The following is a 23,605-nucleotide window of genomic DNA, read 5'->3' on the forward strand; positions in this document are numbered from 1 at the left end:
AATTCAAAATAGTCTCCATAAAGAAGGAAACAAATCAATTTCCTAACTTGCCAACTTATTGAACACCGCAATTTCTAAGCATTTTGGATAAATCAGCATTTCTAAGCCTCTACGAAAAAGATCCTTTTGTACAGACTTTTTCAGAGAAATTAAAATACCGCAGAAACCGTCAATTTCAACTCAAGGGGGTTTCGGGGAGTTTGGACATGGTACTCTTCACGAGCCTATTCAAAAAACTAGGCGGATTTCACCTCATCATTGCACATGATAAGGAAGAGGCAGCTTACCTCAACTCAGACTTGCAGGAGCTACTTGGCAAGAAAGACACCTTACTTTTTCCCTCAAGCTACAAGCGTCCTTATCATTTTGAAGAAGTAGAAAATGCAAATATCCTCCTTAGGGCTGAGATTCTCAATAAAATCTCAGAAAGACAGGAAAAAAACGAAATCGTGATTACTTATGCGGAGGCACTCTATGAAAAGGTAATCAATAAGCGGTCACTTAAGGAAAATACCTTCACGGCTAAAGTTGGAGAAAAGGTAGACATGGAGTTCATCGCAGAATTGCTGATGACCTATGATTTCGAAAAATCCGACTTCGTATACGAGCCAGGACAATTCTCCATTCGAGGAGGAATCTTAGATGTCTATTCATACGCCAATGATTTGCCCTACAGAATAGAGCTTTTTGGTCGTGAGATCGAAAGCATCAGAACTTTTGATCCAGAAACACAGCTTTCGGTTGACCCCATCGAATCCATCAGCATCATACCAAATATACAAACACGCTTGCTTCAAGAAGTCAGGCAATCATTTTTAGATTTTTTACCCAATGACACGACAATTTGGTTCAAAGATTTTCAATTTACGCTAGATGTTTTGGATGAAAACTTTGAAAAAGCAAAAAGGCACTTTGAGCAGGAAGTAGACAAATCTAAGTCTGAAAAACTCCTACCAAAACCTCAAGACCTATTTGACGATGCTTCAAGCTTTCAGCAGCTATCTCAGTCATTTGTGCAGGTAGAGTTTGGACATAAGTTTTATGCCAAGGATGCCGAGGTCATCACTTTTGACTCCCAGCCACAGCCTTCTTTCAATAAGAATTTTGACCTCCTAGTAGAAAATCTGGTCACTAATGAAAAAAATGGTTGGTTGAATATCATTTGCTCTGAAAATGACAAGCAAATCAATAGGCTTGAGAATATTTTCCAAGAGTTAGACCCCACGCTGAAAACTCAATCTTTACTGATAGGCTTGAGAGAGGGTTTTGTAGACAAGACCTTGCAGATCGCCTGCTACACGGATCATCAGATTTTTGAGCGCTTCCACAGGTACAAAACCAAGGCACGCTCTAGCAAGTCAAAGGCACTGACACTGAAAGAAATCAAATCCTTGCATCCGGGAGATTATGTGGTGCATATCGACTATGGTGTGGGAAGATTTGCTGGACTGGAAAAAGTAAACGTCAATGGTAAACTACAAGAAGCCGTGCGCTTAGTTTTCCGAGACGATGACTTGCTCTATGTCAATATACACGCCTTACACAAAATATCTAAATATTCTGGTCAGGAAGGCACGGCACCATCCATGTCCAAGCTTGGCTCCCCAGAGTGGGATAATAAGAAGAAAAAGGTCAAAAGCAAAGTCAAGGACATCGCTAAAGACCTCATTGCTCTCTATGCCAAGCGTAGAAATGCCCCTGGGTTTCAATTTTCTCCTGATTCAGTACTGCAAGTAGAATTGGAAAGTTCCTTCGTCTTCGAAGATACACCAGATCAAGCTACGGCTACAGCAGATGTAAAGACAGACATGGAAAAACCATATCCTATGGACCGATTAGTCTGTGGAGATGTGGGTTTTGGCAAAACAGAAGTTGCCATCCGTGCAGCTTTCAAAGCTGTCAATGATAGAAAGCAAGTGGCAATATTGGTTCCGACCACCATTCTTGCCATGCAGCACTATCAGACATTCAAAGAAAGACTTGAAGCATTCCCCGTAAAGGTAGATTACATCAATCGCTTCCGAACTGCCAAAGAAATCAAAGAAATCACCAAACAAGTTACCTCCGGGGAAATTGATATCCTGGTAGGTACCCATAGAATCGTCAACAAAGACATCAAATTCAAAAATTTGGGACTTTTGGTCATTGACGAGGAGCAGAAGTTTGGTGTGAAAGTCAAGGATCAACTCAAGGAAATGAAGTTGAATGTGGATGTATTGACATTGACGGCTACACCAATTCCAAGAACTTTGCACTTTTCATTGATGGGAGCGAGGGATTTATCTGTGATTGCCACGCCTCCACCGAATAGACAGCCAGTAACTACAGAAATTCACACTTTTGAAGAAGAGGTAATTCGTGATGCCGTAGCCTTTGAATTGAGGAGAGGTGGGCAAGTATTTTTCGTTCACAATAGGGTTGGCGAAATCGACACCATTGCCAATACCATCATGCGCTTGGTACCAGATGCAAGGGTAGCAGGTGCCCATGGTCAAATGGATGGCAAGACCTTAGAAAAAATCATGGTCAAGTTCATCGAAGGAGAGTTTGATGTGCTGGTTTCCACCAATATCATCGAATCAGGATTAGATATTCCTAATGCCAATACCATCATCATCAATCGAGCGCACATGTTTGGCTTGAGTGACCTGCATCAGATGCGGGGGCGTGTAGGTCGGAGCAACAAGAAGGCGTTCTGTTATCTATTGACTACCCCAACCACAGGCCTAACCTCGGAGGCAAGAAAGCGCTTGCAAACTTTGGAAGAGTTCTCAGATTTGGGTGATGGCTTCAAAGTAGCCATGCGGGATTTGGATATCAGAGGAGCCGGCAACTTACTTGGCGCAGAGCAAAGTGGGTTTATTACAGATTTGGGCTTCGACATGTATCATAAGATTCTGGATGAAGCGGTTCAGGAATTGAAGGAAAATGAATTTGCTGCGCTCTTCGAAGTAGACCTCAGAGAGAAGGTAGAAATCTTGGTACAAGACTGTGTGATCGAGACGGACATGGAGCTTTTGATACCAGAGGAATATGTGAGCAATATTTCAGAAAGGTTGAGCCTATACTCGAAGCTAGACAATATCAAAAAGGAAGAAGAGCTTCAGGCTTACATCAAGACGATTCAAGATCGATTCGGTCCAATTCCAGAAGTGGTCAATGACCTCTTCGAAACAGTGAGGCTACGTTGGGTTGCAGAGCAACTAGGTTTTGAAAAATTGATCTTGAAAAACGAAAGCATGAAATGTTTCTTTGTTCCATCTAATAAGGAGAAATATTTCAAATCAGAGACCTTTGGACATGTTTTACAATATGTATCTTCCCAGTCTAAGCATTGCAAAATGAAGGAGTACAAAAACCGTTTGATCCTCACTATCAGTGGAGTGAAGACGATTCAACGGGCCAAACAATGGTTAAATGAGATGAAAATCAAAAAAAGTTGAAAAATTTTGATAAGCTTAAATTTGCCTCTTTGTAGACAAATTTTGTATCATATTGCTAAATTCGACAAATTTCAGCCTTTTGCATTGGCAAAAGAGAAAAAATAATATTGTGATAAGATATTATACATTATATATTAGCGTTCTATTTGTGCACAAAAAACACTAAAAGTTTATGGTTTTTGGAAAAAATAAATTTGGATTGGTCGCTACCGCATTGCTTTTTGTAGCGGTAAGTATCCTTTCTTCTTGTAACAAGACGCCGGGTTATGGAAGAAGAACTGCGGCTAAACCTGGAAAAGTAAGTGCGACTACAGGAGCGCAATTCAGCTTTGATGCGAATGACAGTACCAATTTTGTAGTCACCAGAATGGCTAAGCAAATCGTCGGACCCAACTTAAAGTATATCCAAGGTGGTCGTGCGGTACTTGGTTCTCAAGAGCAAGACATCATGGCTTTCCGTGACAATGTAGAGCGTACAGTGACGATCGCTTCCTTCTATATGGACGAAACGGAAATCACTAACAATGACTACAAGGAATTTTTGTTCAATATGCGCAAAGCCGTAAGTGCAGACTCCGTAGGCAAGCTAGAACCATCCGATCGCGTATGGGAAGGTGCGATGTCTTATAATGACGTGTATGACACTTACTACTTCAGATTCCCTGGCTTCAATTTCTATCCTGTAGCAGGTGTGACTTGGTCTCAAGCCAATGCTTACACCAAATGGAGAACCCAATATGTAAATGAACTGATGCGTCAAAAACAAGGTATAGACAGCACACTGACCAAAAACCAATTGATCGAAAGAGGAGTCGCTATGCCTGAGTACCGACTACCAAGTGAGGCAGAATGGGAATATGCAGCTAAGGCGATGATCGGTACACAATACATGGACGAAAATCAGGAGTATGGCAGAATCTATCCATGGGATGGCAGAGGTGTCAGAAACCCATACAACATCAAGAGAAAAGGAAAGCAAGGAGATATGCTTGCTAACTTCAAAAGAGGTAGAGGTGACTACGCAGGTATCGCAGGTGGGATTTCCAATGATGGTGACATCATCCCAACCAACGTATACGATTACCCACCAAATGACTTTGGTCTTTATAACATGGCAGGTAATATGAACGAGTGGGTTCAGGATGTATACAGACCACTTTCATTTACAGACTTTGATGATTTGAATCCATTGAGAAAAGATGGTATTTTTGATGAAGCCAAAGATTACGGTACTACTTTGATAGATGACAATTACAGAGTGTACAAAGGAGGCTCTTGGAGAGATGTAGCTTATTGGTTATCTCCAGGTACCAGAAGATTTATGCATCAAGACTCTGCAACCAACCATATCGGATTCAGATGCGCGATGATTTCGGTAGGAGCTGTAGGGAAATAAGAAGACAGAGATTTAAATGAAAAAAGGAGCCAAATGGCTCCTTTTTTATTTTCTAAGCACCAGATATGACCGCTCATATCATGTAGGACAATCCAAGTCAAAAAAAATAGCTAAACTGTCCATTAAGCTGTAAATTTCTGTAATTAAACGAACTAATGCTATGCTATATTCACTACGAAAAACGCTAAGTGCATCACTGATAGTTTGTCTGGCTTGGTTGGTTACCAACCCACAGGCAAATGCCCAAAATGCACTTACCTATCAAACCCCACCAAAAGAAATCGCTGATTTAGTAAAGGCACCTTCTACGCCTTCTGTAAGCTTCAGTAGAACAGGCGACTTTATGTTGCTTTTGGAGCGCTCTGGCAATCCATCCATTGAGGATCTGGCTCAACCTGAGCTAAGAATCGCCGGTATGCGAATCAACCCAGCTACCAATGGGCCAAGCCGCTCAGGTGCTGTTGAGAATGTTAAAATCAAAATGACTAAATCAGGTGAAGAATTCCAGATCAAAGGACTCCCTGCCAATGCAAGACTAGGTGGCTTCTCAGTCAGCAAAGATGAAAAATATGCTGCTGTGACCAACACTACCAATACAGGTATCAGTCTATGGGTAGTTGACTTGACTACTTATGAAGCAAAAAAATTAACTGATGAGATCGTCAATGATGTCATGGGTGGTACCCTTAGCTGGACTCCTGACAACAAGATCTTGTTGAAAGCTGTCAATCCAAATAGAGGCCAAATGCCTAAAGCACCTTTGGCACCTGTAGGCCCGACTGTTCAAGAAACTTCGGGAAATGCAGCTCCTTCTAGAACTTATCAGGATTTGTTAACCAATCCGCATGATGAAGCTTTGTTTGCTTACTTTACAGATTCTCAATTGATGATGATCGACCTAGATGGAAAAGCTACTCCATTCGGCAAGCCTGGTATGTTCAAATCTGTGAGTATATCTCCTGATGGAAACTATGTGATGGTTGATATCATCCAAAGACCTTTTTCTTACCTAGTTCCAGCTTCTAGATTCCCTTACAATGTAGAAGTTTGGGACAGAACAGGTAAAAACGTAAAAACAATGGCTGAATTGCCATTGGATGAAGTAAGACCTACTGGCTTTGATGCGACTGTGACAGGTCCAAGATCCATCAACTGGAGAGCTGACAAGCCCGCTACGCTATATTGGGTAGAAACACAAGATGGAGGTGATGGTAGAGTTGCAATGGAGGAAAGAGACATTGTATATACCCTAGACGCACCTTTTACTGCTCAAAGAACAAAACTGGTAAGTACACCATACAGATATGGAGGCATCTCTTGGTCTGATGATAACTTTGCTCTTTTCAACGAAAGATGGTCAGCTACTAGAAAGCAAATCGTCAGAGTAATCAACCCTTCCAAGCCAGGTGATAATGGTAGAATAATCATCGAAAGATCATCTGATGACATCTACAATGATCCAGGAAGCCCACTTTTCGTTACCAACGAATATGGTAGATCTGTGATTCAAAGAAAGGGTGATGAAATTTTCATGACTAGTGAAGGTGGCTCACCAGAAGGTAGCATGCCTTACCTTTCGACTTTCAATGCTAAGACCAAGACAGAGAAAATCCTTTGGAGATCTCAGGCACCGTACTACGAGAGAGTAGTGAAAGTATTGAATGACAATGCCACTGAATTTGTAACTGTAAAAGAAAGCACTGACATTCAGCCTAACTATTGGCTAGTCAATACTAGAAGAAGAGTAGCGCCAATTCAAATCACCAACTTTGATAATCCATACGAATCAATCAAAGGTATCAATAAGCAATTGGTAAAATACAAGAGAAATGATGGGCTAGACCTATCAGCGGTAGTCTACACACCGGAAGGGTATGATCCAGCAAGAGATGGTCGTCTTCCTGTATTGATGTGGGCATATCCTAGAGAGTATAAGTCTGCTGAAGTAGCTGCGCAAGTAAGAGGTTCTCAATATAGATTCACCAGATTGAGCTGGGGTTCTCCACTTTACTGGGTAACTCAAGGTTACGCCATCATGGATCAGACAGAGATGCCTATCGTAGGTGAGGGTGACCTAGAGCCAAATGACTTCTTCTTGGAGCAATTGGTAGCCAATGCTGAAGCAGCTATCGATTATATTGTAGAATCAGGTATCGGTGATAGGGGTAAAATTGCAGTGGGTGGACACTCTTATGGTGCTTTCATGACTGCTAACTTACTTTCTCACACTGACCTATTTGCCGCTGGAATCGCAAGATCAGGTGCCTACAACAGAACTTTGACTCCATTCGGCTTCCAGTATGAGCAGAGAACATTCTGGGAGGCTCCAGAAGTATACTTCAACATGGCTCCATTTATGCATGCCAACAAAGTAAAAACTCCAATCTTATTGATCCATGGTGAAGCAGATAATAACTCTGGTACATTCCCTGTTCAATCTGAGCGTTATTATAATGCTTTGAAAGGTCACGGAGCTACTACTAGATTGGTATTCTTACCTCACGAATCCCATGGCTATGCAGCTGAAGAGTCTATTCTTCACACCCTTTGGGAGCAGCATCAGTGGTTGGAAAAATATGTGAAAAACAAGAAATAAGCATTTGTAATGATTTCCAAAAAAGCCTCCATGAAGATGGGGGCTTTTTTTATGAAAATGAATTCCTCAAGACACGAGCAACTAATCAATTGACAAAACAAAAATGACGAAATTAGACTTAACTATCTGATATGAATATTACCATAGAAACCCCAGTAGCACAAGACTACCTCCAAGTCAAAGCGGGCTTTGATGAAACCTTGTTCACCAAACTAAGCCCCCCATTTCCACCAGTTAAATTACTTCAATTCGACGGCTCTAAGACTGGGGATTTGGTGACTCTTGAATTAAATTTTATTTTTTTCAAACAAAAATGGACTTCTGAAATCACTGATGATCAGACAGATGATAAAGAATTCTACTTTATAGATGAAGGAACCATCTTACCTTTTTTCCTCAAAAAATGGAAACACAAACATAGAATCATCAAAGCAAAAAATGGCAGTATCATAAGGGATGAAATTAGCTATGAAGGACCTTTTGGTTTGATGACTTTATTGCTTTATCCAGCCCTATATTTACAATTTTTATATCGAAAGCCGATTTATAAGAAGATTTTCGGGAATTGATTAAAACTGCATATTGTCACAATCCTGAATCTGGCAATCTCCATAGAGTACCAAGGAATGGCTAGTAATGGCAGATTGAAACTCTCTGCCCATAGCCTCTTTGATTAGGTTAAGCCTTTCGTCAGAAAATTCTCTGATTTTCCTACACTGATTACAGACATGATGGTCATGATGCTTGTAAGTCAATGCTTGTTCGTAAAGCGCCACTTTATCTTTGAACTGATGCTTCACGGCCAAGCCACATTCTACCAGTAGATCTAGTGTATTGTAAATGGTAGCACGGCTGATAGAATAACCCTTATTTCTCATCAAAAGAAAAAGTCCCTCTACGTCTATATGCTCGTCTTGTGGTAGCGCATAAAGTTCATCAATGACAGAAAACCGCTCAGGTGTTTTCCTACTTCCTTGACGCAACAAGAAGTTCTCAAATATCTTTTTTGCTTTTTCTACTACCGACTTTTCTGCCATAATTGTTTCAATCTAAAAACTAAGATGCGGGTTTTTTTAGATTTTTTCAACTTTATAGATTCTATCTATCAGAAAAACTGAAAAAATAATCCAAAAGTATAATGGTATGTGAAGTAAGGATTCCATTGGTTTTTCAGATTAGTCTGGGTTAGTTGTTTGAGAGTTAGGTAATAAGAAATTCCTTCAGAAAGAAAAATCAAAGTCTTTCCAAAACATAATTCCCGTTTTTTTCTTCTTATATTAATAAAAGCAAAAGCAGACACCAAAATTCACATGCAAAGAATTCTGTATCTGATTATCACCCAAATATGTCTCCTACTGAGTAGTCCGGTATGGTCTCAAATCCCTGGTTTTTTTATAAAAAATGAGGAGAAGAGGGTTATTGTTCCGTTTTTAAATTCCAATAACCTTATCATTGTCCCTATTTCTATCAATGGTAATCCACCGATCAATTTTTTATTAGACACAGGAGTTAGAACTAATATTCTTTTTAGTAAAACCCTAGGTGACGAGCTGGGACTGCAATACAGTCGCACGCTTAATCTGGTAGGAGCAGATGGTAAAACCGTCCTTTCAGCTTCTGTGACAGTGAATAATCATATTGACTTAGGCAATGTAGAGGGAATCAGTCAAACTTTGTTAGTATTAGATGAAGATTTTTTTGAGTTGGAAAGTGTCATAGGAATTCCTGTATATGGAGTGATTGGCTACGAATTTTTTAAATTCAATCCGATGAAAATCAATTACGACAAAGGCCAAATTACTTTCTATCAGCAAAACAAAATGAGGTGGCGGCCATTGGGATACAGAAAAGTATCCATCAGCATAGAGAACAGCAAGCCTTATGTTTCGGCCAAGGTCAGTCAAGTCTCAGGTTCAAAATTAAATACCAAATTACTTATTGATACAGGAGCTAATCACGGATTGTTGCTTAATCCTGAAACCTCCGAAGAAATCAAATTGCCCCCTGTCACTTTAGCTTCTGACTTAGGGCGGTCATTGGGTGGAGATTTGTTTGGGTGGATCGGTAGAGCTAAGCAATTGAACCTAGCCGGACTGAAGTTTTATAATGTGATTACATCTTTTCCAGAAGAAAATGACTACAGCTATGTGATCAAAGAAACAGGAAGGCAAGGAAGTCTTGGTTCAGAAGTGCTAAGCCGGATGGAATTGATTTTAGATTATCCAAGAGAGCGAATGCTATTTAAAAAATCCTCTACTTTTTTGAACCCCTTTGAATATGACATGAGTGGAATTACACCAAAGTTATTGCCAACAGAACAAAGAAGAGTCTACATAGCTGGATTAAAAGAGAATTCTCCCGCCAAGCAAGCAGGACTTGAATTGCTTGATGAGATCATCAAAGTCAACAATATCCCTGTAGACTTCTGGGAAATTTCAGACTTGATCAAGATTTTTAGATCGGAAGTTGGAAGAAAAATTAATTTAACAATTCTGAGGGCAAATCCGGAAAACGAATCCAATCCAATTGAGATGGATTTTTCGTTCATTCTTCGAAGGCAAATTTAAAAATGTCTTGAGATAAGCTTCATTGTCTTGAATTCCTATTGAAATTTGTAACTTTGTACTAAGTATTTTTTTAAACCTGGGAGGGTTTAAAATGATGAATGCAAATATTTTATCCCTAAAAAAATGAAGCCTAGGCAGACTCATAACAGCTTCGATAATATCCTTCTGACGCTCAAAAAATACAGCGATGCTACTTACGAACTGCTGTACATATCCTCAGAAATTCGAGAGTTGATTGATAAAAACACCAAGTTTTATCAAGAAAGTTTTTTTGAATACATACTTCCGACTTTGCCAAAACCTATTTTCGACTATCTCTTTCAGGCATTGGGAAATGGTGATAAGTTTTCATGTCCGATTTTAGTCAAAGACAGGTATTTTCAATGGGTAAAAATTGAAGGTTATGTTATCAGTCAAGAAGACAATTCCTATCTGATCAATGCCCTGATTTCTCCTCAATCTGTTTCTTCCGACATTCCCTTTAGTTGGTTGAAATCTGGTGATAATACTGTACAATTGGCCAGAAACAACGATTATGACTTAGATTGGGAAAAATTTATTATTAGCAGGTTTCCATTTCTGGATCAAGAGAGTTTGCATAACTTCAAAATTCAAGAAGGTGAGGCTTTCTTTTGTATTTTTCCAAACAGATTATATCTAACCAAAAGGGTTTTGGCAACAAATGTTAACTTGATTCAACTCGAGTATCACAATAACCAAACAGCTATGGAGTTGGGGCTTCCCAACCCTCAAGAAAATAATTTGGTTTACTACGAACTCAATTCAGAGACTGGAGAGATGGTTTTGACTGGAGCAATAGAAAATGTCTTAGGTTATCAGGCTGACTTCTTTGAGGGTTTTACACAATCTGAGTGGAGAAAAATGATCCATCCAGATGACGACAGAATATATGACCATGGCTTTAAGCAAAGTAAAATCATCGTTTATAAATTCCTTCATGCTGATGGTCACTATATTTTTTTACAAGATGAAATAGAAAATATCAATCAAGAGGAAGGGAAGAACAAGCATCTTCAGCTAGGAGTAATCGGTGACATCTCGGAACTCAAGGAAATTGAAAAAAACTTGCTTGACAACAAGAGTATTCTTGATGAACTAACAGGTGTAGTTCCTGGAATTGTATACATGCTCAAGTCTTTTCCTGATGGAACACACCAATATATTTTTATCAGTGAGGGAAGTAGGGAATTAGCAGGTCTAGAACCCAAAGAAATACTTGAAGATGAAAAATCATTTGAAGCATTGATTCTTCGAGAAGATATCAATCAGGTGCTTCAAGCAGATAGGGATGCTTATAATAACAATCAGAAATTTGAATCTCAATTCCGCATCAAAACCCAAGATGGTCAGATCAAATGGATCTATGGTGCTTCTAATAGATTAGAAAAATATCAAAATCAATCGATCTGGGCAGGTTTATTCATAGATATCACTCAAAGTAAAATCAAAGAAGAAGAAGCTTTACTTCAACAATTAAAGTACAAATTACTCTTTGACGAAAACCCCGTTCCCATCTTTCAGTATGATCGAAATGGTAATATCTTAACGGCAAATCAAGCTTTCCTATCGAGTATTGGACTAGAAAAAGAATCAGAAGTCAAAGGACAAAATCTTTTCGAATTGATTGGAGATCAACCTATCCGACAGGCATATACTGACAGTATTCAGAATGGATTCGGTTTCTATGAAGGTCCCTATATAAGCTACTTTAGCAAAAAGCTTTTTCACTTAAGAGTCAATGCAAAACCTATAGACAATGATAGTTTTCAAGCAATCCTTGAGAATATTACCGAGCAAGAATATGTGCAAAATATCCTAGCTGAATTGACAGAAAGAACTTCTAAATTCAGTGGGAAGGCATTTTTTGATCAATTAACACTGTTTCTTTCAGAAAAATTGGGTACTGAATATTGCTTTATTTCAGAAGTGAATGATAACTTGGAAATAGCGGAAGTTATTTCAATGTTCAAAAACGGAGAGAAACAGGAAAATTTCATTTATAAAATTGCTAATTCTCCTTGTGAACATTGCATGCGCTCCGAAAGTCCACTAATCATTCTGAATGATGCATCCAAGCTTTTTCCAAATGACGAGGAATTGGTTAGGCTTAAGATCAACACTTATATGGGTGTAAGCATATCAGATATTAACAATAAAAATCTTGGGATGTTGGTCTTGATGGATACCAATCCCGTTCAATTCAGTCCAGCTTATGAAACAGTACTGAAAATACTTGCTGACAGAATCGGAGCCGAATTAAGTAGAATTAACTACGAGAGCTTATTGATCAATTCAGAATTATTGTTCAGAAGCATTGCCGAGAATTTCCCCAAAGGAACGATAGAGGTATTGGACACGGACTTTACTTATGTCTATACGGATGGCAAAGAATACCATCAGCAAGGAATCAACCCAAAAGAGTTAATTGGCAAATCAATATTTGCGAGATATTCGGAAGAAACAGGACAAAAGATCAAAATACAACTTAAGCAAGTATTGCTTGGTGAATCTGTCATGTTTGAAATTCTAATCGATCAACAGCAATACCTCAAGAGTGGTGTTCCATTAAAAAATGAGCAAAATGAAATAGATAGAATATTACTAGTCACTCAAAATATCACTGAAACCAAAAAAGCAGAAGAAGAAAGGAATCAGTTAATAAAGGATCTTAAATCACAAAACGAAGAATTACAGCGATTTGCTTACATCATTTCACATAATCTGCGTGCCCCAATTGTCAATATCACTGCTTTGCTAGATCTTTATAATGATTTTAATCCTGAAGATCCAGAAAACCCTGAAGTGATAGAAAATTTAAAAATAGCTACAGGAATATTGAATAATACACTTCAAGACCTTATTGATGTAGTAGCCATCAAGAAAAATAAACTTCCGAAAATCGAGAGAATCAATTTTGAGCTATTGGCTACTAACATAGAAACTAGTCTAAGCAAACAGATAGAAGAGTCTGGTGCATTGATAAGTAAAGACTTCTCTAAAGCAAGAAGCATCAATTATATTTACTCACATTTGGAAAACTTCCTCACCAATTTAACTACCAACGCCATAAAATACCGCAGCCCTGATCAAGATTTACATATTCAAATCAAAACCTATGAAGATGGGGAGTTTATGGTCATCGAATTCAAAGATAATGGAATAGGGATTGACTTAGAAAGGTATGGAGATAGGCTTTTTGGACTATATCAGAGATTTCACTCCCATGTAGAGGGTAAGGGCTTAGGGCTTTACTTGGTAAGAGAGCAGATCAGAGCTCATGATGGTAATCTTCATGTAGAGAGTGAAGTAGGAAAAGGGACTACCTTCTATATTTACCTCAAAAACCTAATAATCAATACAGAGGACATACTTACCAAATCAAATTAAATTCAAAAAGCAACATACGCTTTAAATTTACGTCTTTTACCAGCAATGTTTAAAATCTAAAAAGAATATGAAAAAAGCATTAATACCCATTCTTGTCATTGCCCTAATTGGGCTATTTGTCTACACCAAAGCTGTAGGCGTGTACAATACCTTTGTACAAACAGAAGAAACCATCAATGGTCAATGGGCTGAAGTAGAAACCCAGTACCAAAGAAGGGCAGACTTGATTCCAAATTTGGTTAATACAGTGAAAGGATATGCAGATTTTGAACAACAGACTTTAACCAATGTGATTGAGGCTAGATCAAAAGCAACTTCTATTAATCTGCAAGCAGATGACCTTACTCCAGAAAACCTTGCCAGGTTCCAACAAGCACAGGACCAATTGAGTGGTTCACTGAGCAGGCTATTGGTGGCTGTGGAAAGATATCCGGACTTGAAAGCCAATCAAAATTTTCTAGAACTTCAGGCGCAACTTGAGGGTACTGAGAACCGAATCGCTGTTGCCAGAAGAAACTTCAACCAGTCAGTTCAAGGCTATAATTCCAATTTGAGAACCTTTCCTAACAATATTTTTGCGGGATGGTATGGTTTTGAGAGAAAAGGTTACTTTGAGGCTACTGCAGGAGCAGAAAATGCCCCAACTGTAGAATTTTAAACCCGACTATCATGGCAGAAAAACTATTCAGCACAGCTGACAGAGAAATCATCATCGAAGCGATCAGGGCTGCCGAAAAAGAAACTTCGGGAGAGATTCAAGTACACATCGAAAACCATACGAGTGGTGATGTGTTGGATCGTGCTGCAGAGGTATTCGAAACCCTCAAAATGCATCAAACACAGCACCGCAATGCGGTGCTTTTTTATCTCGCTATAGAAGATCACCAATTTGCCATATTGGGTGATGCTGGGATCAATCGGGTCGTTCCTGAAAACTTCTGGGAAAAAATCAAAGAAGAAATGATCGTCCATTTCAAAAAAGGATCATACACCGAAGGCTTGAGAAAGGGCATAGAAATGTCTGGTCAACAACTACAGCAACATTTTCCATACGAACAAAAAGGAGACATAAATGAGCTTCCTGATGAAATATCCTTTGGATAAGAACATGATCAAAAACGCTATATTCACCCTTATTATCTTGTTTTCATTGAACCTGCGAGGCTGGACTCAAGGGGACTTTCCCGAAAAACCCAACCCTCCTAAACTTGTCAATGACTTCTCTAATACACTTTCTGATCAAGAGATCCGAAAGTTGGAAACTAAGCTTATTTCTTACAATGACAGTACATCCTCCCAAGTGAGTATAGTGCTGATCAATTCTGTAGGTCCTTACGATATTAGTGATTATGCATTTCAGCTTGGGGATCGTTGGGGAATTGGTAGAAAAGATAAAGATAATGGCATCTTGATCTTGGCAGCCATGAAGGATAGAAAGGTATTCATAGCTACTGGATATGGCATGGAAGGAGCTATTCCAGATGCCCTAGCCAAAAGGATTGTAGACCAATTAATTGTACCAAATTTCCGAATGGAATCTTATTATGCAGGTTTGGACAAGGCTACAGATATGATTTTCAAATTAGCTTCAGGTGAATACCAAGCTGATAAAGTAACATCAAGTGGTAATTCTGGGGGTGCTTTACTGATGTTTTTGTTCTTTATCTTCATTTTTGTGATTCTTCCAATGATCAAAAACAGGAAGGACAATGATAACCACATGGGTGGTAAAGGAGGAGGAGTAGACCTCTTCACCACGATCATGCTAGCCAATATGCTCAAAGGAAGTAGCAGAGGAAAATTCGGTGACTTCTCTTCTGGAAGAGGAGGATTTGGAGGAGGTTCTTTTGGTGGATTTGGAGGCGGTAGCTTCGGAGGTGGTGGAGCAGGTGGAAGCTGGTAACGTATAAAGTATGTATTAGAAACATTTTTAAAAGCATTGAATTAATAGAAAACACATTGATTCAATGCTTTTATATTTTCCATCAATACCTACCTGCCGCAATGACAGCCATGTCTACTTGTGCCACACCTGATTCGTGAAGGGTATTGGCACAGGCGGCTAAGGTAGCTCCAGTTGTCATCACATCATCCACCAAAAGTACGCGAAGCCCGGATGTTGCATGACTTTTAGCCACTTTGAAGACAGCTGCTACATTCTCAATCCGTTCAAGCCTTGATTTTTTGGTTTGAGTTTCAGTATACATCGTCCGAACAAGCAATTGCTCAAAAGGAATTTCCATAGTTTCTGCAATCCCCCTTCCGAATTGCTCACTTTGATTGTACCCTCTCCTTCTCATCTTTTGAGGATGTAGGGGGACGGCCACAATCACATCCCAATGATCTTTAAAGCCATGAACGGAAAGCAATTGTCCATATATACTTCCTAGTTCCAGTCCGATTTCGGGCTTGTTCTTATACTTCAATTGATGCAAAAGTTGTTGGCTTACGCCTTTTTTGGTAAAACGAAGAAAAGACATCACCAATCCAGGTTTTGTTAATCCCATTACTTTTATAACCAGATCATTATGCTGTGGCTGTAGATGATAATTGGTGATGGGAAGCCGTGCAATACAAGCTTTACAAAGTGTCTTTTCAAAATCAAAGAGACTTCTTTTGCAATTGGCGCAGGTTTTTGGAAAAACCAGAGCCAAAAAATCTTCCCAAAATGTGAAACGCATATCCAAAAAGGCTTGTTAGAACTGAATGACAGCAAAATACCTGTTATATTTGCCAGTTAATTAAAAACTTATTTGAATTTAATGAATTTAATAGAAGAATTCAACGATTATAGAAGCCGCATGAATGAAAAAATCATGTCGGCCGACAATAAGGTGATCAAGCGTTTTTTCAACCTTGATACCAATGCATATGCAGAAGGCGCAGTAGATGTCAAAACCAAAGAGATGATTGGTCTTGCATGCTCCATGGTTTTGAGATGTGATGACTGCATCAAATACCACCTTGGAAAATCTTATGAAGCTGGATTGAGCAAAGAAGAGGTTTTTGAGGTATTTTCTATTGCCACATTGATTGGAGGATCCATTGTGATTCCACACTTGAGAAGAGCAGCAGAATATTGGGAAGCTTTGGAACAAAACAATCAAGATGTTTAAGAAAGATTTAGACCTTGAAAAACGCTGGGGAAAATTGTTGATTGGTATTCATGAACTGATTGGCAAAAAACCAGCGGACCTCAATGGTGTATTGTTTCTCATCGGCGTACAGGAACTAGGTCAAGGAAATAAAACTTTCACCAAAGAGCAGAAGCAAGATTTGATGCACATTGCTATTTGCAAAGTTCTCAGTTTGGCTGGATTTTATGAACTTGATTATATAGATCAGGATGGATGGCCACATTGGAAGCTAATCAAAAAACTTCCACACCTAAACACCATAGACCAAGAAAAATTCTTAAAAATCCAGGTATTAGAATACTTTGAACAAGAATTTGACATTGAGATTAAATAAAAAAATCTAATTAGCATGAAAATCGTATCCTACAATGTAAACGGAATTCGCGCAGCCCTTAATAAAGGATTTGCAGATTGGCTAAAAGCGACGGACCCGGATATCATTGGCCTTCAGGAAGTGAAAGCCTTAGAAAATCAAATAGATCGCAGCATCTTCGAAGATATGGGATACGAAATCTATTGGTATCCAGCAGTAAAAAAAGGATACAGTGGAACAGCAATTTTAGCAAAACAAAAGCCAAAAAATGTATTCTACGGAATGGGAGTAAATGCATATGACGATGAAGGGAGAACCATCAGAGCAGATTTTGAAGACTTTTCCTTTATTTCAGCTTATTTTCCATCAGGAACTACTGGAGACATCAGACAAGACTTCAAATATCAGTTTTTAGATGACATTTATGGCTATACACAGGATTTGATCAAAAAATTGCCTAATTTGATTCTCAGTGGTGATTATAACATTTGTCATAAATCCATAGACATTCATAATCCTGTTTCAAACAAAAATTCATCAGGATTTTTGCCAGAAGAAAGAGCTTGGATGGATAAGTTTACTGAAAATGGCTTTACGGATAGTTTCAGGATGTTCAACACAGATCCACATCATTATACCTGGTGGAGCTACAGAGCAGGCGCAAGAGGCAAAAACTTAGGTTGGCGGATAGATTATCACATGGTCACAGATCCAATGCAAGAAAGGGTAAAAAGATCTATCATCTTACCTGAAGCAAAACATTCAGATCATTGTCCAATTATGATCGAAATATAGACTTGATATAAATAAATTAAATATTCATTACTCAATAAAAGCTTCATGAAATCTATTAAAATTTCAATCCCTTCTCTGATTGAGAATATAAAAATCATAGAAAGCTTCATCGACAATGCTCGTGAAAAATTTCACATCGATGATGATATCTATGGAAATATCATGATTTCGGTTACCGAATGTGTCAGCAACGCTATTTTACATGGTAATGCAGGTGACGCAAACAAAAAAGTAAATTTGGAGCTTCATTTCGAAGATGAACAAATACAATTTGTCATTACAGACGAAGGTTCTGGGTTTGACTACGAGCATTTAGAAGACCCTACTGCACCAGAAAATTTAGAGAAGGCGGGTGGAAGAGGAATCTTTATCATGAAACATCTTTCAGATAATGTTGCATTTGAAGATGAAGGAAGAAAAACCATTCTCACATTTTACATGTAAATTATGGCTATTTCCTTTTTTGACGAGGATGCAAACTTTAATCTCAACCAAAAGCTAAAGTACAAGAAATGGTTGAAAGAGATCGCTCAAAGAGAAACATACAAAATTGGAGAATTGAATTATATCTTCTGCTCAGATGAATATCTATATAAAATCAATTTAGAATACCTAGATCACGATACCTACACAGATATCATCACTTTCGATAATTCAGAAGAAGAGGATAAGATTGAAGGAGATATATTTATCAGTATAGATAGAGTAAAGGAAAATGCTACGAAGGAGAATGAAGGTTTTGATCATGAACTCTTGCGCGTATTGAGTCATGGACTTCTACACTTGATGGGCTACAAAGACAAAACCAAAAAAGAAGCAGAACTAATGAGGCGGATGGAAAATCAATCCATACAATTATTTGATAATATATAATGTTCCACGTGGAACAGTGAAAAAAAAGAATATTAAAAATCATGTGTTCCACGTGGAACACTAAAGTAAAAAGATATATGTTTCCACATTATGATGTCATAGTAGTAGGAGCAGGGCATGCAGGCTGTGAAGCTGCACATGGCGCTGCAAAGATGGATTCAAAGGTATTACTATGTACCATGAATATGAATACTATTGCTCAAATGTCATGTAACCCAGCTATGGGTGGTGTTGCAAAAGGGCAAATCGTAAGAGAAATAGATGCTCTTGGAGGCATGTCGGGAATTATTTCTGATAAATCTATGATTCAATTCAGGATGCTAAACAGATCTAAAGGTCCTGCCATGTGGTCGCCAAGAACACAAAACGACAGAATGAAATTTGCCGAAGAATGGAGATTAGCACTAGAACAAACTCCAAATGTAGATTTTTGGCAAGAAATGATCACCGGTCTAATTATAAAGGACAAACAGGTAATTGGTGTAAGAACTAGTATTGGATTAGAAATAAAGGCAAAATCAGTAGTACTTACGAATGGAACTTTTTTGAATGGATTAATTCACATTGGTGAAAAACAATTTGGTGGGGGAAGGACAGGAGAGGGAGCTGCAAAAGGTATTACCGAACAGCTTGTTGAATTAGGTTTCGAAGCGGGCAGAATGAAAACCGGAACTCCGCCTAGGGTGGATGGTAGGTCACTTGATTACACTAAAATGGAAATACAGTACGGAGATGAAAATCCGGAAAAATTCTCCTTCTCAGATGAAACAAAACCACTTACCAAACAACACACTTGTTGGATAACTTATACCAATAAAGAAGTCCATCAAACACTTGAAACCGGATTTGATAGATCTCCAATGTTCAATGGCAGAATCCAAGGATTAGGTCCAAGGTATTGCCCTTCCATAGAAGATAAAATCAATAGGTTTGCAGAAAGAGAAAGACATCAAATTTTTGTGGAACCAGAAGGATGGAATACTGTAGAAATGTATGTGAACGGTTTCTCTACATCTCTACCAGAAGATGTACAATATGAAGCAATACGCAAAATTCCAGGATTTGAAAACGCAAAGATGTTCAGACCTGGATATGCCATAGAGTATGACTTCTTTCCTCCAACACAGCTTAAACTTACATTAGAAACCCAGCTAATAGAGAACTTATATTTTGCTGGACAAATAAATGGAACAACAGGATATGAAGAAGCTGCATCTCAGGGTCTAGTAGCTGGTATCAATGCTTCGTTGAAAACACAAGAAAAAGATCCATTCTTACTTAAAAGATCAGATGCATATATAGGAGTATTGATCGATGATTTGATCAATAAAGGCACCGATGAACCTTATAGAATGTTTACTTCAAGAGCCGAATTCAGACTTTTACTTAGACAGGATAATGCTGACTTAAGATTGACACAATTAGGTCATAGCATAGGCTTGGCAGATGATGTTAGATTGGAAAAAATGCTGGATAAAAAGAATGATACTGCAAAACTCATCAATGATCTAAAACAGAAGAAGCTATCTCCAGATGGGATAAATGAAGGTTTGGAAGGATTGGAAACAGCTACTATCAAAGAAAAAATTACCATTGACAAGCTCATCAAAAGACCTCAGCTAGGTATATTGGATATCATGAAACTTGATACAGAGCTAGAACAATACCTAAGCAAATACGATAAAGAAGTAATCGAACAGGCTGAAATACAAATCAAATATGAAAACTACCTAGAAAAAGAACAACAAATGGTAGAAAAACTCAGTAATATGGAAAATTACAAAATTCCATTAGATTTCGATTACCTAGCTATAACCGCACTTTCCGCTGAAGGAAGACAAAAACTATATAAAATCAAGCCCGAAACACTAGGGCAAGCATCTAGAATTTCAGGTGTATCCCCTGCAGATTTGTCCATATTGACTGTTTACCTTGGTAGATAAAATGATAGAAAAGCTAACAAAATGCCCACTTTGTTCGAGTGGGCATTTCATTGAATACACCACAATACAAGATTTTTCGATAAGCAAAGAGAACTTTAAGCTTTATCAATGCAAAACATGTAATTTAATTTTTACTAATCCTCGACCAAACCAACAAAGTATTGGAAATTATTACGAGTTTGATGAATATATATCACATCAGGACCAAGCTAATAATTTAACAAATTGGCTCTATAAGCAGGTCAGAAAAATAACACTGAAACAGAAAGTCTATTGGATAAATACTTTCTGTAGAAACAAAGGTAACTTATTAGACTATGGGTGTGGAACAGGTTATTTTTTAAAAGCAGCAAATAAAGATGGATGGAAAGTAAAAGGAATAGAGCCTAATGAAACTGCTAGAAACATTGCTCGAAAGTTATCAATCGATGTAAAAGAAAACCTATCGCAAATAGACGGAAATTATAAATTTGATATCATCACGCTATTTCATGTGTTAGAACATGTACATGATCTCAATGAGATTAGCCTATCTTTAAGAGATAGATTGACCGAAAAAGGTACACTACTAATAGCTGTTCCAAATAGAGACTCTTGGGATGCAGAAAAATATAAAGCTAATTGGGCAGCTTGGGATGTACCAAGACATTTGTATCATTTCAATCAATCAACTTTGAATACATTTGCTGATATGTTAAATATGAAAATCATATCTATCATCCCAATGAAATTTGATAGCTACTATGTATCGCTACTATCAGAAAATCATCTTGGTAATACAGGTATCAAAGCATTAATTAATGGCTTTATCAATGGTCTGAAATCAAACTATTGGGCAAAAAGAAATAAAAAAAATTATTCTAGTAATTTGTTTATTCTTAAGAAAAAATGAAAATATTCAAAAATATATTACTAATATCCATCATTATACTAATATATGCTTGTGCTAAACAAAGTACGCCAATGGGAGGAGAGAAAGACTTAGATCCACCAGTACTCGTAAGCATCAAACCAGCAAATGAATCCACTAATATAAAGCCCCAAACAATAGAACTTGAATTCAATGAATATGTAAAATTAGATAATGCCTCTAAGCAAATAATCATTACTCCAAGAATCAATAAAGATGAAATGGTGGTAACAGCGATAAAAAATAGAGTTGTTATCAAATTAAATCAGGATTTAGAAGATAGCACCACATATGTATTCAATTTCCAAAAAAGCATACAAGATATCACAGAAAGTAATCCAGCAGAAAATCTAAAGCTTGTATTTTCTACTGGAAATGACATTGACAGTTTAAAATTCTCTGGAAGGGTAAGCTATCTATTTCCTCAAAAAGATAAGTTCATCAAAGATGTCTTAGTGGGCTTATATGAAAAAAATGATACCACAGATGTACTGACAGCATCACCATACTATATAGCAGCTACCGACAGTTCAGGAAATTTTGAAATTACCAATATAAAAGCAGGAGAATACAGAGCTTATGCTTGGTTCGATTCAAACAACTCTCTAAAAGCAGAAGATAAATCAGAGCCATACGGATTTTTAGGAGATACCATACTGATCAATAATGACATTCAAAATGTGCAGTTTTATATCTCAAAGGCAGATCTGTCTGATTTAAAAATAAATAGGAGTTCAACAGTGGGAGAAAATTTTGATGTAATACTTAGTAAATTTCCAACGGAAACAACAATTGACCACGAGGATTTTGGACAAAAACTATTTTACCGAAGAAACGAAAAGAACCTTAGATTCTATCATACAGAATTAAGAAATGACAGCATAGCAACAAGATTAAATTTCAAAGATTCAGTAGGTAACCAAATTGATACACTGATTTATTTAAAATTTGAAGAAAGTGATAGAAAAAAGGAATCTTTAGAAATTACATCTAATAGCGGATCATCATTCTTGAAAAATTTAAGAGCAGAATTCACTTTCAATAAACCATTGAAGAAAATAAATTACGATTCGCTGATAGTAAAATATGACACAGCATCTATCATACAGATTATACCTGATTGGGTTTCTTTGGTAGATAGTACAGATTTTACTAAGCTAAAAATAGAGATACCAATATCTGATTCAATCGCCAAGAGCACGTTCCAAATATATGCTGCAGACTCAACATTTTTTGATGTAGAGAATCAATTCAATGATAAAAAAATAGAGGCAAACTATAAAAAACTGAATCCAGAGACACTCGTCACTGAACTTATTGTGGAAGTCGCATCAGATAAAAGACCGCTTTTAATAGAACTACTAGATAAAGCAGGTAAAACATACAGGCAAGCTTATCTAGAAAATACAAATAAGTATTCATTTACAAACCTGGAGCCTAATACCTATCAGGTTAGGGTCATAATAGATGAAAATAAAAATAGGATGTGGGATCCTTCAAATATGAATTATAATAGGCAGTCAGAATCGGTCTATTATTATACCAATCCCGACGATCCAAAATCATATGACGTACTATTAAAGGCAGGATGGACCAATGACATTATAGTGCTTCCAATTAGACCACTTGGTATCAACAATGAAACTCTTAAAGAAACTTCGATTGAAGAAGAGATAATCGAGGGGAGAATTGAGGAAGAAGAAAATTAATTTACCATTAAAAATCGATAATAAGTCTGTAGATAACTTCAAAAAAAAATGTGAATAACTGTGGAGAACATGCGTACAACCATGGACTTGTCATAAATTTTAAAATATCAAGAATAGCATTGAATACATAATGAGGATAACCTACATATCATTAACATCTATCCACAATTTCAAACACAAAAACATACAGACATTTGTACATACAAAAGTTATACACAGGAATATATCCTAGTTATTATAAAATCATAAGGATCAGAATATTAAATATAATAAACCATGTTGATATCAAGTGGAAAAAGATCTATATATGTATCCAATTGATGTGAGTAAATAAAATCAGTTTATTTTTCCACAAATCCACACTATAATAAGCTTAACAAATCTTTTTAAAAAATTAACCTATTGGATTAAATAGAAGGTGGATAAGTAGTCAGAATTCTACAAAGTACTTTTACAAATCCGATTTGAATGATAATTCTTTTTGCTTTACTGAATGCTTTTTGATAATTTGATAA

19 protein-coding genes are annotated in these 23,605 nt (G+C 37.4%); 17 read left to right on the forward strand and 2 right to left on the reverse strand.

Annotated features, from left to right (window positions below; all coding sequences use genetic code 11):
• Positions 1–83: 83 nt before the first annotated feature.
• The 4 genes from mfd (at position 84) to CHB66_RS10565 (ending at position 8,004) form a co-directional block, all read left to right on the forward strand.
• Positions 84–3,443 carry a transcription-repair coupling factor gene (gene mfd / locus CHB66_RS10550; RefSeq protein ID WP_089240683.1) on the forward strand — a complete coding sequence of 1,120 codons (3,360 nt, stop codon included), beginning with the start codon at positions 84–86 and terminating at the stop codon, positions 3,441–3,443.
• A gap of 172 nt (positions 3,444–3,615) precedes the next feature.
• Complete coding sequence (gldJ, locus tag CHB66_RS10555; protein WP_089240685.1) at positions 3,616–4,839, forward strand: gliding motility lipoprotein GldJ; 1,224 nt, start codon at positions 3,616–3,618, stop codon at positions 4,837–4,839.
• Between the two features lie 160 nt (positions 4,840–4,999).
• Positions 5,000–7,435 carry an alpha/beta hydrolase family protein gene (locus CHB66_RS10560; protein ID WP_089240687.1) on the forward strand — a complete coding sequence of 812 codons (2,436 nt, stop codon included), beginning with the start codon at positions 5,000–5,002 and terminating at the stop codon, positions 7,433–7,435.
• Between the two features lie 131 nt (positions 7,436–7,566).
• Positions 7,567–8,004, forward strand: coding sequence for an SRPBCC family protein (locus CHB66_RS10565; RefSeq protein ID WP_089240689.1), 438 nt, complete (start codon positions 7,567–7,569; stop codon positions 8,002–8,004).
• Here the strand turns inward: CHB66_RS10565 and CHB66_RS10570 are convergent, their stop codons facing one another.
• A complete protein-coding gene (locus tag CHB66_RS10570; RefSeq protein ID WP_089240691.1) occupies positions 8,005–8,472 on the reverse strand; it encodes a Fur family transcriptional regulator in 468 nt (155 codons plus the stop codon).
• A gap of 273 nt (positions 8,473–8,745) precedes the next feature.
• Here CHB66_RS10570 and CHB66_RS10575 point away from each other — a divergent pair, with 273 nt between their 5' ends.
• The 5 genes from CHB66_RS10575 to CHB66_RS10595 all read left to right on the forward strand — a co-directional run bounded on the left by CHB66_RS10575 (position 8,746) and on the right by CHB66_RS10595 (position 15,313).
• Positions 8,746–10,002, forward strand: coding sequence for an aspartyl protease family protein (locus CHB66_RS10575; protein WP_089240693.1), 1,257 nt, complete (start codon positions 8,746–8,748; stop codon positions 10,000–10,002).
• Positions 10,003–10,125: 123 nt separating this feature from the next.
• Entirely contained in the window at positions 10,126–13,410 is a 3,285-nt protein-coding gene (locus tag CHB66_RS10580) for a PAS domain S-box protein (protein ID WP_089240695.1), read from the forward strand.
• A gap of 67 nt (positions 13,411–13,477) precedes the next feature.
• A complete protein-coding gene (locus CHB66_RS10585) occupies positions 13,478–14,068 on the forward strand; it encodes a LemA family protein (RefSeq protein WP_089240697.1) in 591 nt (196 codons plus the stop codon).
• An 11-nt stretch (positions 14,069–14,079) separates the two neighbouring features.
• Entirely contained in the window at positions 14,080–14,514 is a 435-nt protein-coding gene (locus CHB66_RS10590) for a TPM domain-containing protein (protein WP_089240699.1), read from the forward strand.
• The gene (locus tag CHB66_RS10595) at positions 14,495–15,313 is read left to right on the forward strand and encodes a TPM domain-containing protein (protein ID WP_170932474.1); all 819 of its coding nucleotides are present in this window, start codon (positions 14,495–14,497) and stop codon (positions 15,311–15,313) included. Before CHB66_RS10590 ends, CHB66_RS10595 begins: the two co-directional genes overlap by 20 nt.
• 82 nt (positions 15,314–15,395) lie before the next feature.
• Here the strand turns inward: CHB66_RS10595 and CHB66_RS10600 are convergent, their stop codons facing one another.
• Complete coding sequence (locus CHB66_RS10600; RefSeq protein ID WP_089240701.1) at positions 15,396–16,091, reverse strand: ComF family protein; 696 nt, start codon at positions 16,089–16,091, stop codon at positions 15,396–15,398.
• A gap of 81 nt (positions 16,092–16,172) precedes the next feature.
• Here CHB66_RS10600 and CHB66_RS10605 point away from each other — a divergent pair, with 81 nt between their 5' ends.
• From CHB66_RS10605 to CHB66_RS10640, 8 genes are all read left to right on the forward strand, one after another.
• Positions 16,173–16,526 carry a carboxymuconolactone decarboxylase family protein gene (locus CHB66_RS10605; RefSeq protein WP_089240703.1) on the forward strand — a complete coding sequence of 118 codons (354 nt, stop codon included), beginning with the start codon at positions 16,173–16,175 and terminating at the stop codon, positions 16,524–16,526.
• On the forward strand, positions 16,519–16,881 hold the full coding sequence (locus CHB66_RS10610; RefSeq protein WP_089240705.1) for a hypothetical protein: 363 nt from the start codon (positions 16,519–16,521) through the stop codon (positions 16,879–16,881). Before CHB66_RS10605 ends, CHB66_RS10610 begins: the two co-directional genes overlap by 8 nt.
• A gap of 15 nt (positions 16,882–16,896) precedes the next feature.
• On the forward strand, positions 16,897–17,655 hold the full coding sequence (locus CHB66_RS10615; protein WP_089240707.1) for an exodeoxyribonuclease III: 759 nt from the start codon (positions 16,897–16,899) through the stop codon (positions 17,653–17,655).
• Positions 17,656–17,700: 45 nt separating this feature from the next.
• A complete protein-coding gene (locus CHB66_RS10620; protein ID WP_089240709.1) occupies positions 17,701–18,099 on the forward strand; it encodes an ATP-binding protein in 399 nt (132 codons plus the stop codon).
• A gap of 3 nt (positions 18,100–18,102) precedes the next feature.
• On the forward strand, positions 18,103–18,528 hold the full coding sequence (gene ybeY / locus CHB66_RS10625; RefSeq protein ID WP_089240711.1) for an rRNA maturation RNase YbeY: 426 nt from the start codon (positions 18,103–18,105) through the stop codon (positions 18,526–18,528).
• Between the two features lie 77 nt (positions 18,529–18,605).
• A complete protein-coding gene (mnmG, locus tag CHB66_RS10630; protein WP_089240713.1) occupies positions 18,606–20,471 on the forward strand; it encodes a tRNA uridine-5-carboxymethylaminomethyl(34) synthesis enzyme MnmG in 1,866 nt (621 codons plus the stop codon).
• Position 20,472: 1 nt separating this feature from the next.
• A complete protein-coding gene (locus CHB66_RS10635) occupies positions 20,473–21,363 on the forward strand; it encodes a class I SAM-dependent methyltransferase (RefSeq protein ID WP_089240715.1) in 891 nt (296 codons plus the stop codon).
• Between the two features lie 71 nt (positions 21,364–21,434).
• Complete coding sequence (locus CHB66_RS10640) at positions 21,435–23,090, forward strand: Ig-like domain-containing domain (RefSeq protein ID WP_245812704.1); 1,656 nt, start codon at positions 21,435–21,437, stop codon at positions 23,088–23,090.
• The last annotated feature ends 515 nt before the right edge of the window (positions 23,091–23,605 follow it).

Origin of the sequence: Belliella buryatensis, from assembly GCF_900188245.1 — a bacterium.
GTDB lineage: Bacteria > Bacteroidota > Bacteroidia > Cytophagales > Cyclobacteriaceae > Belliella > Belliella buryatensis.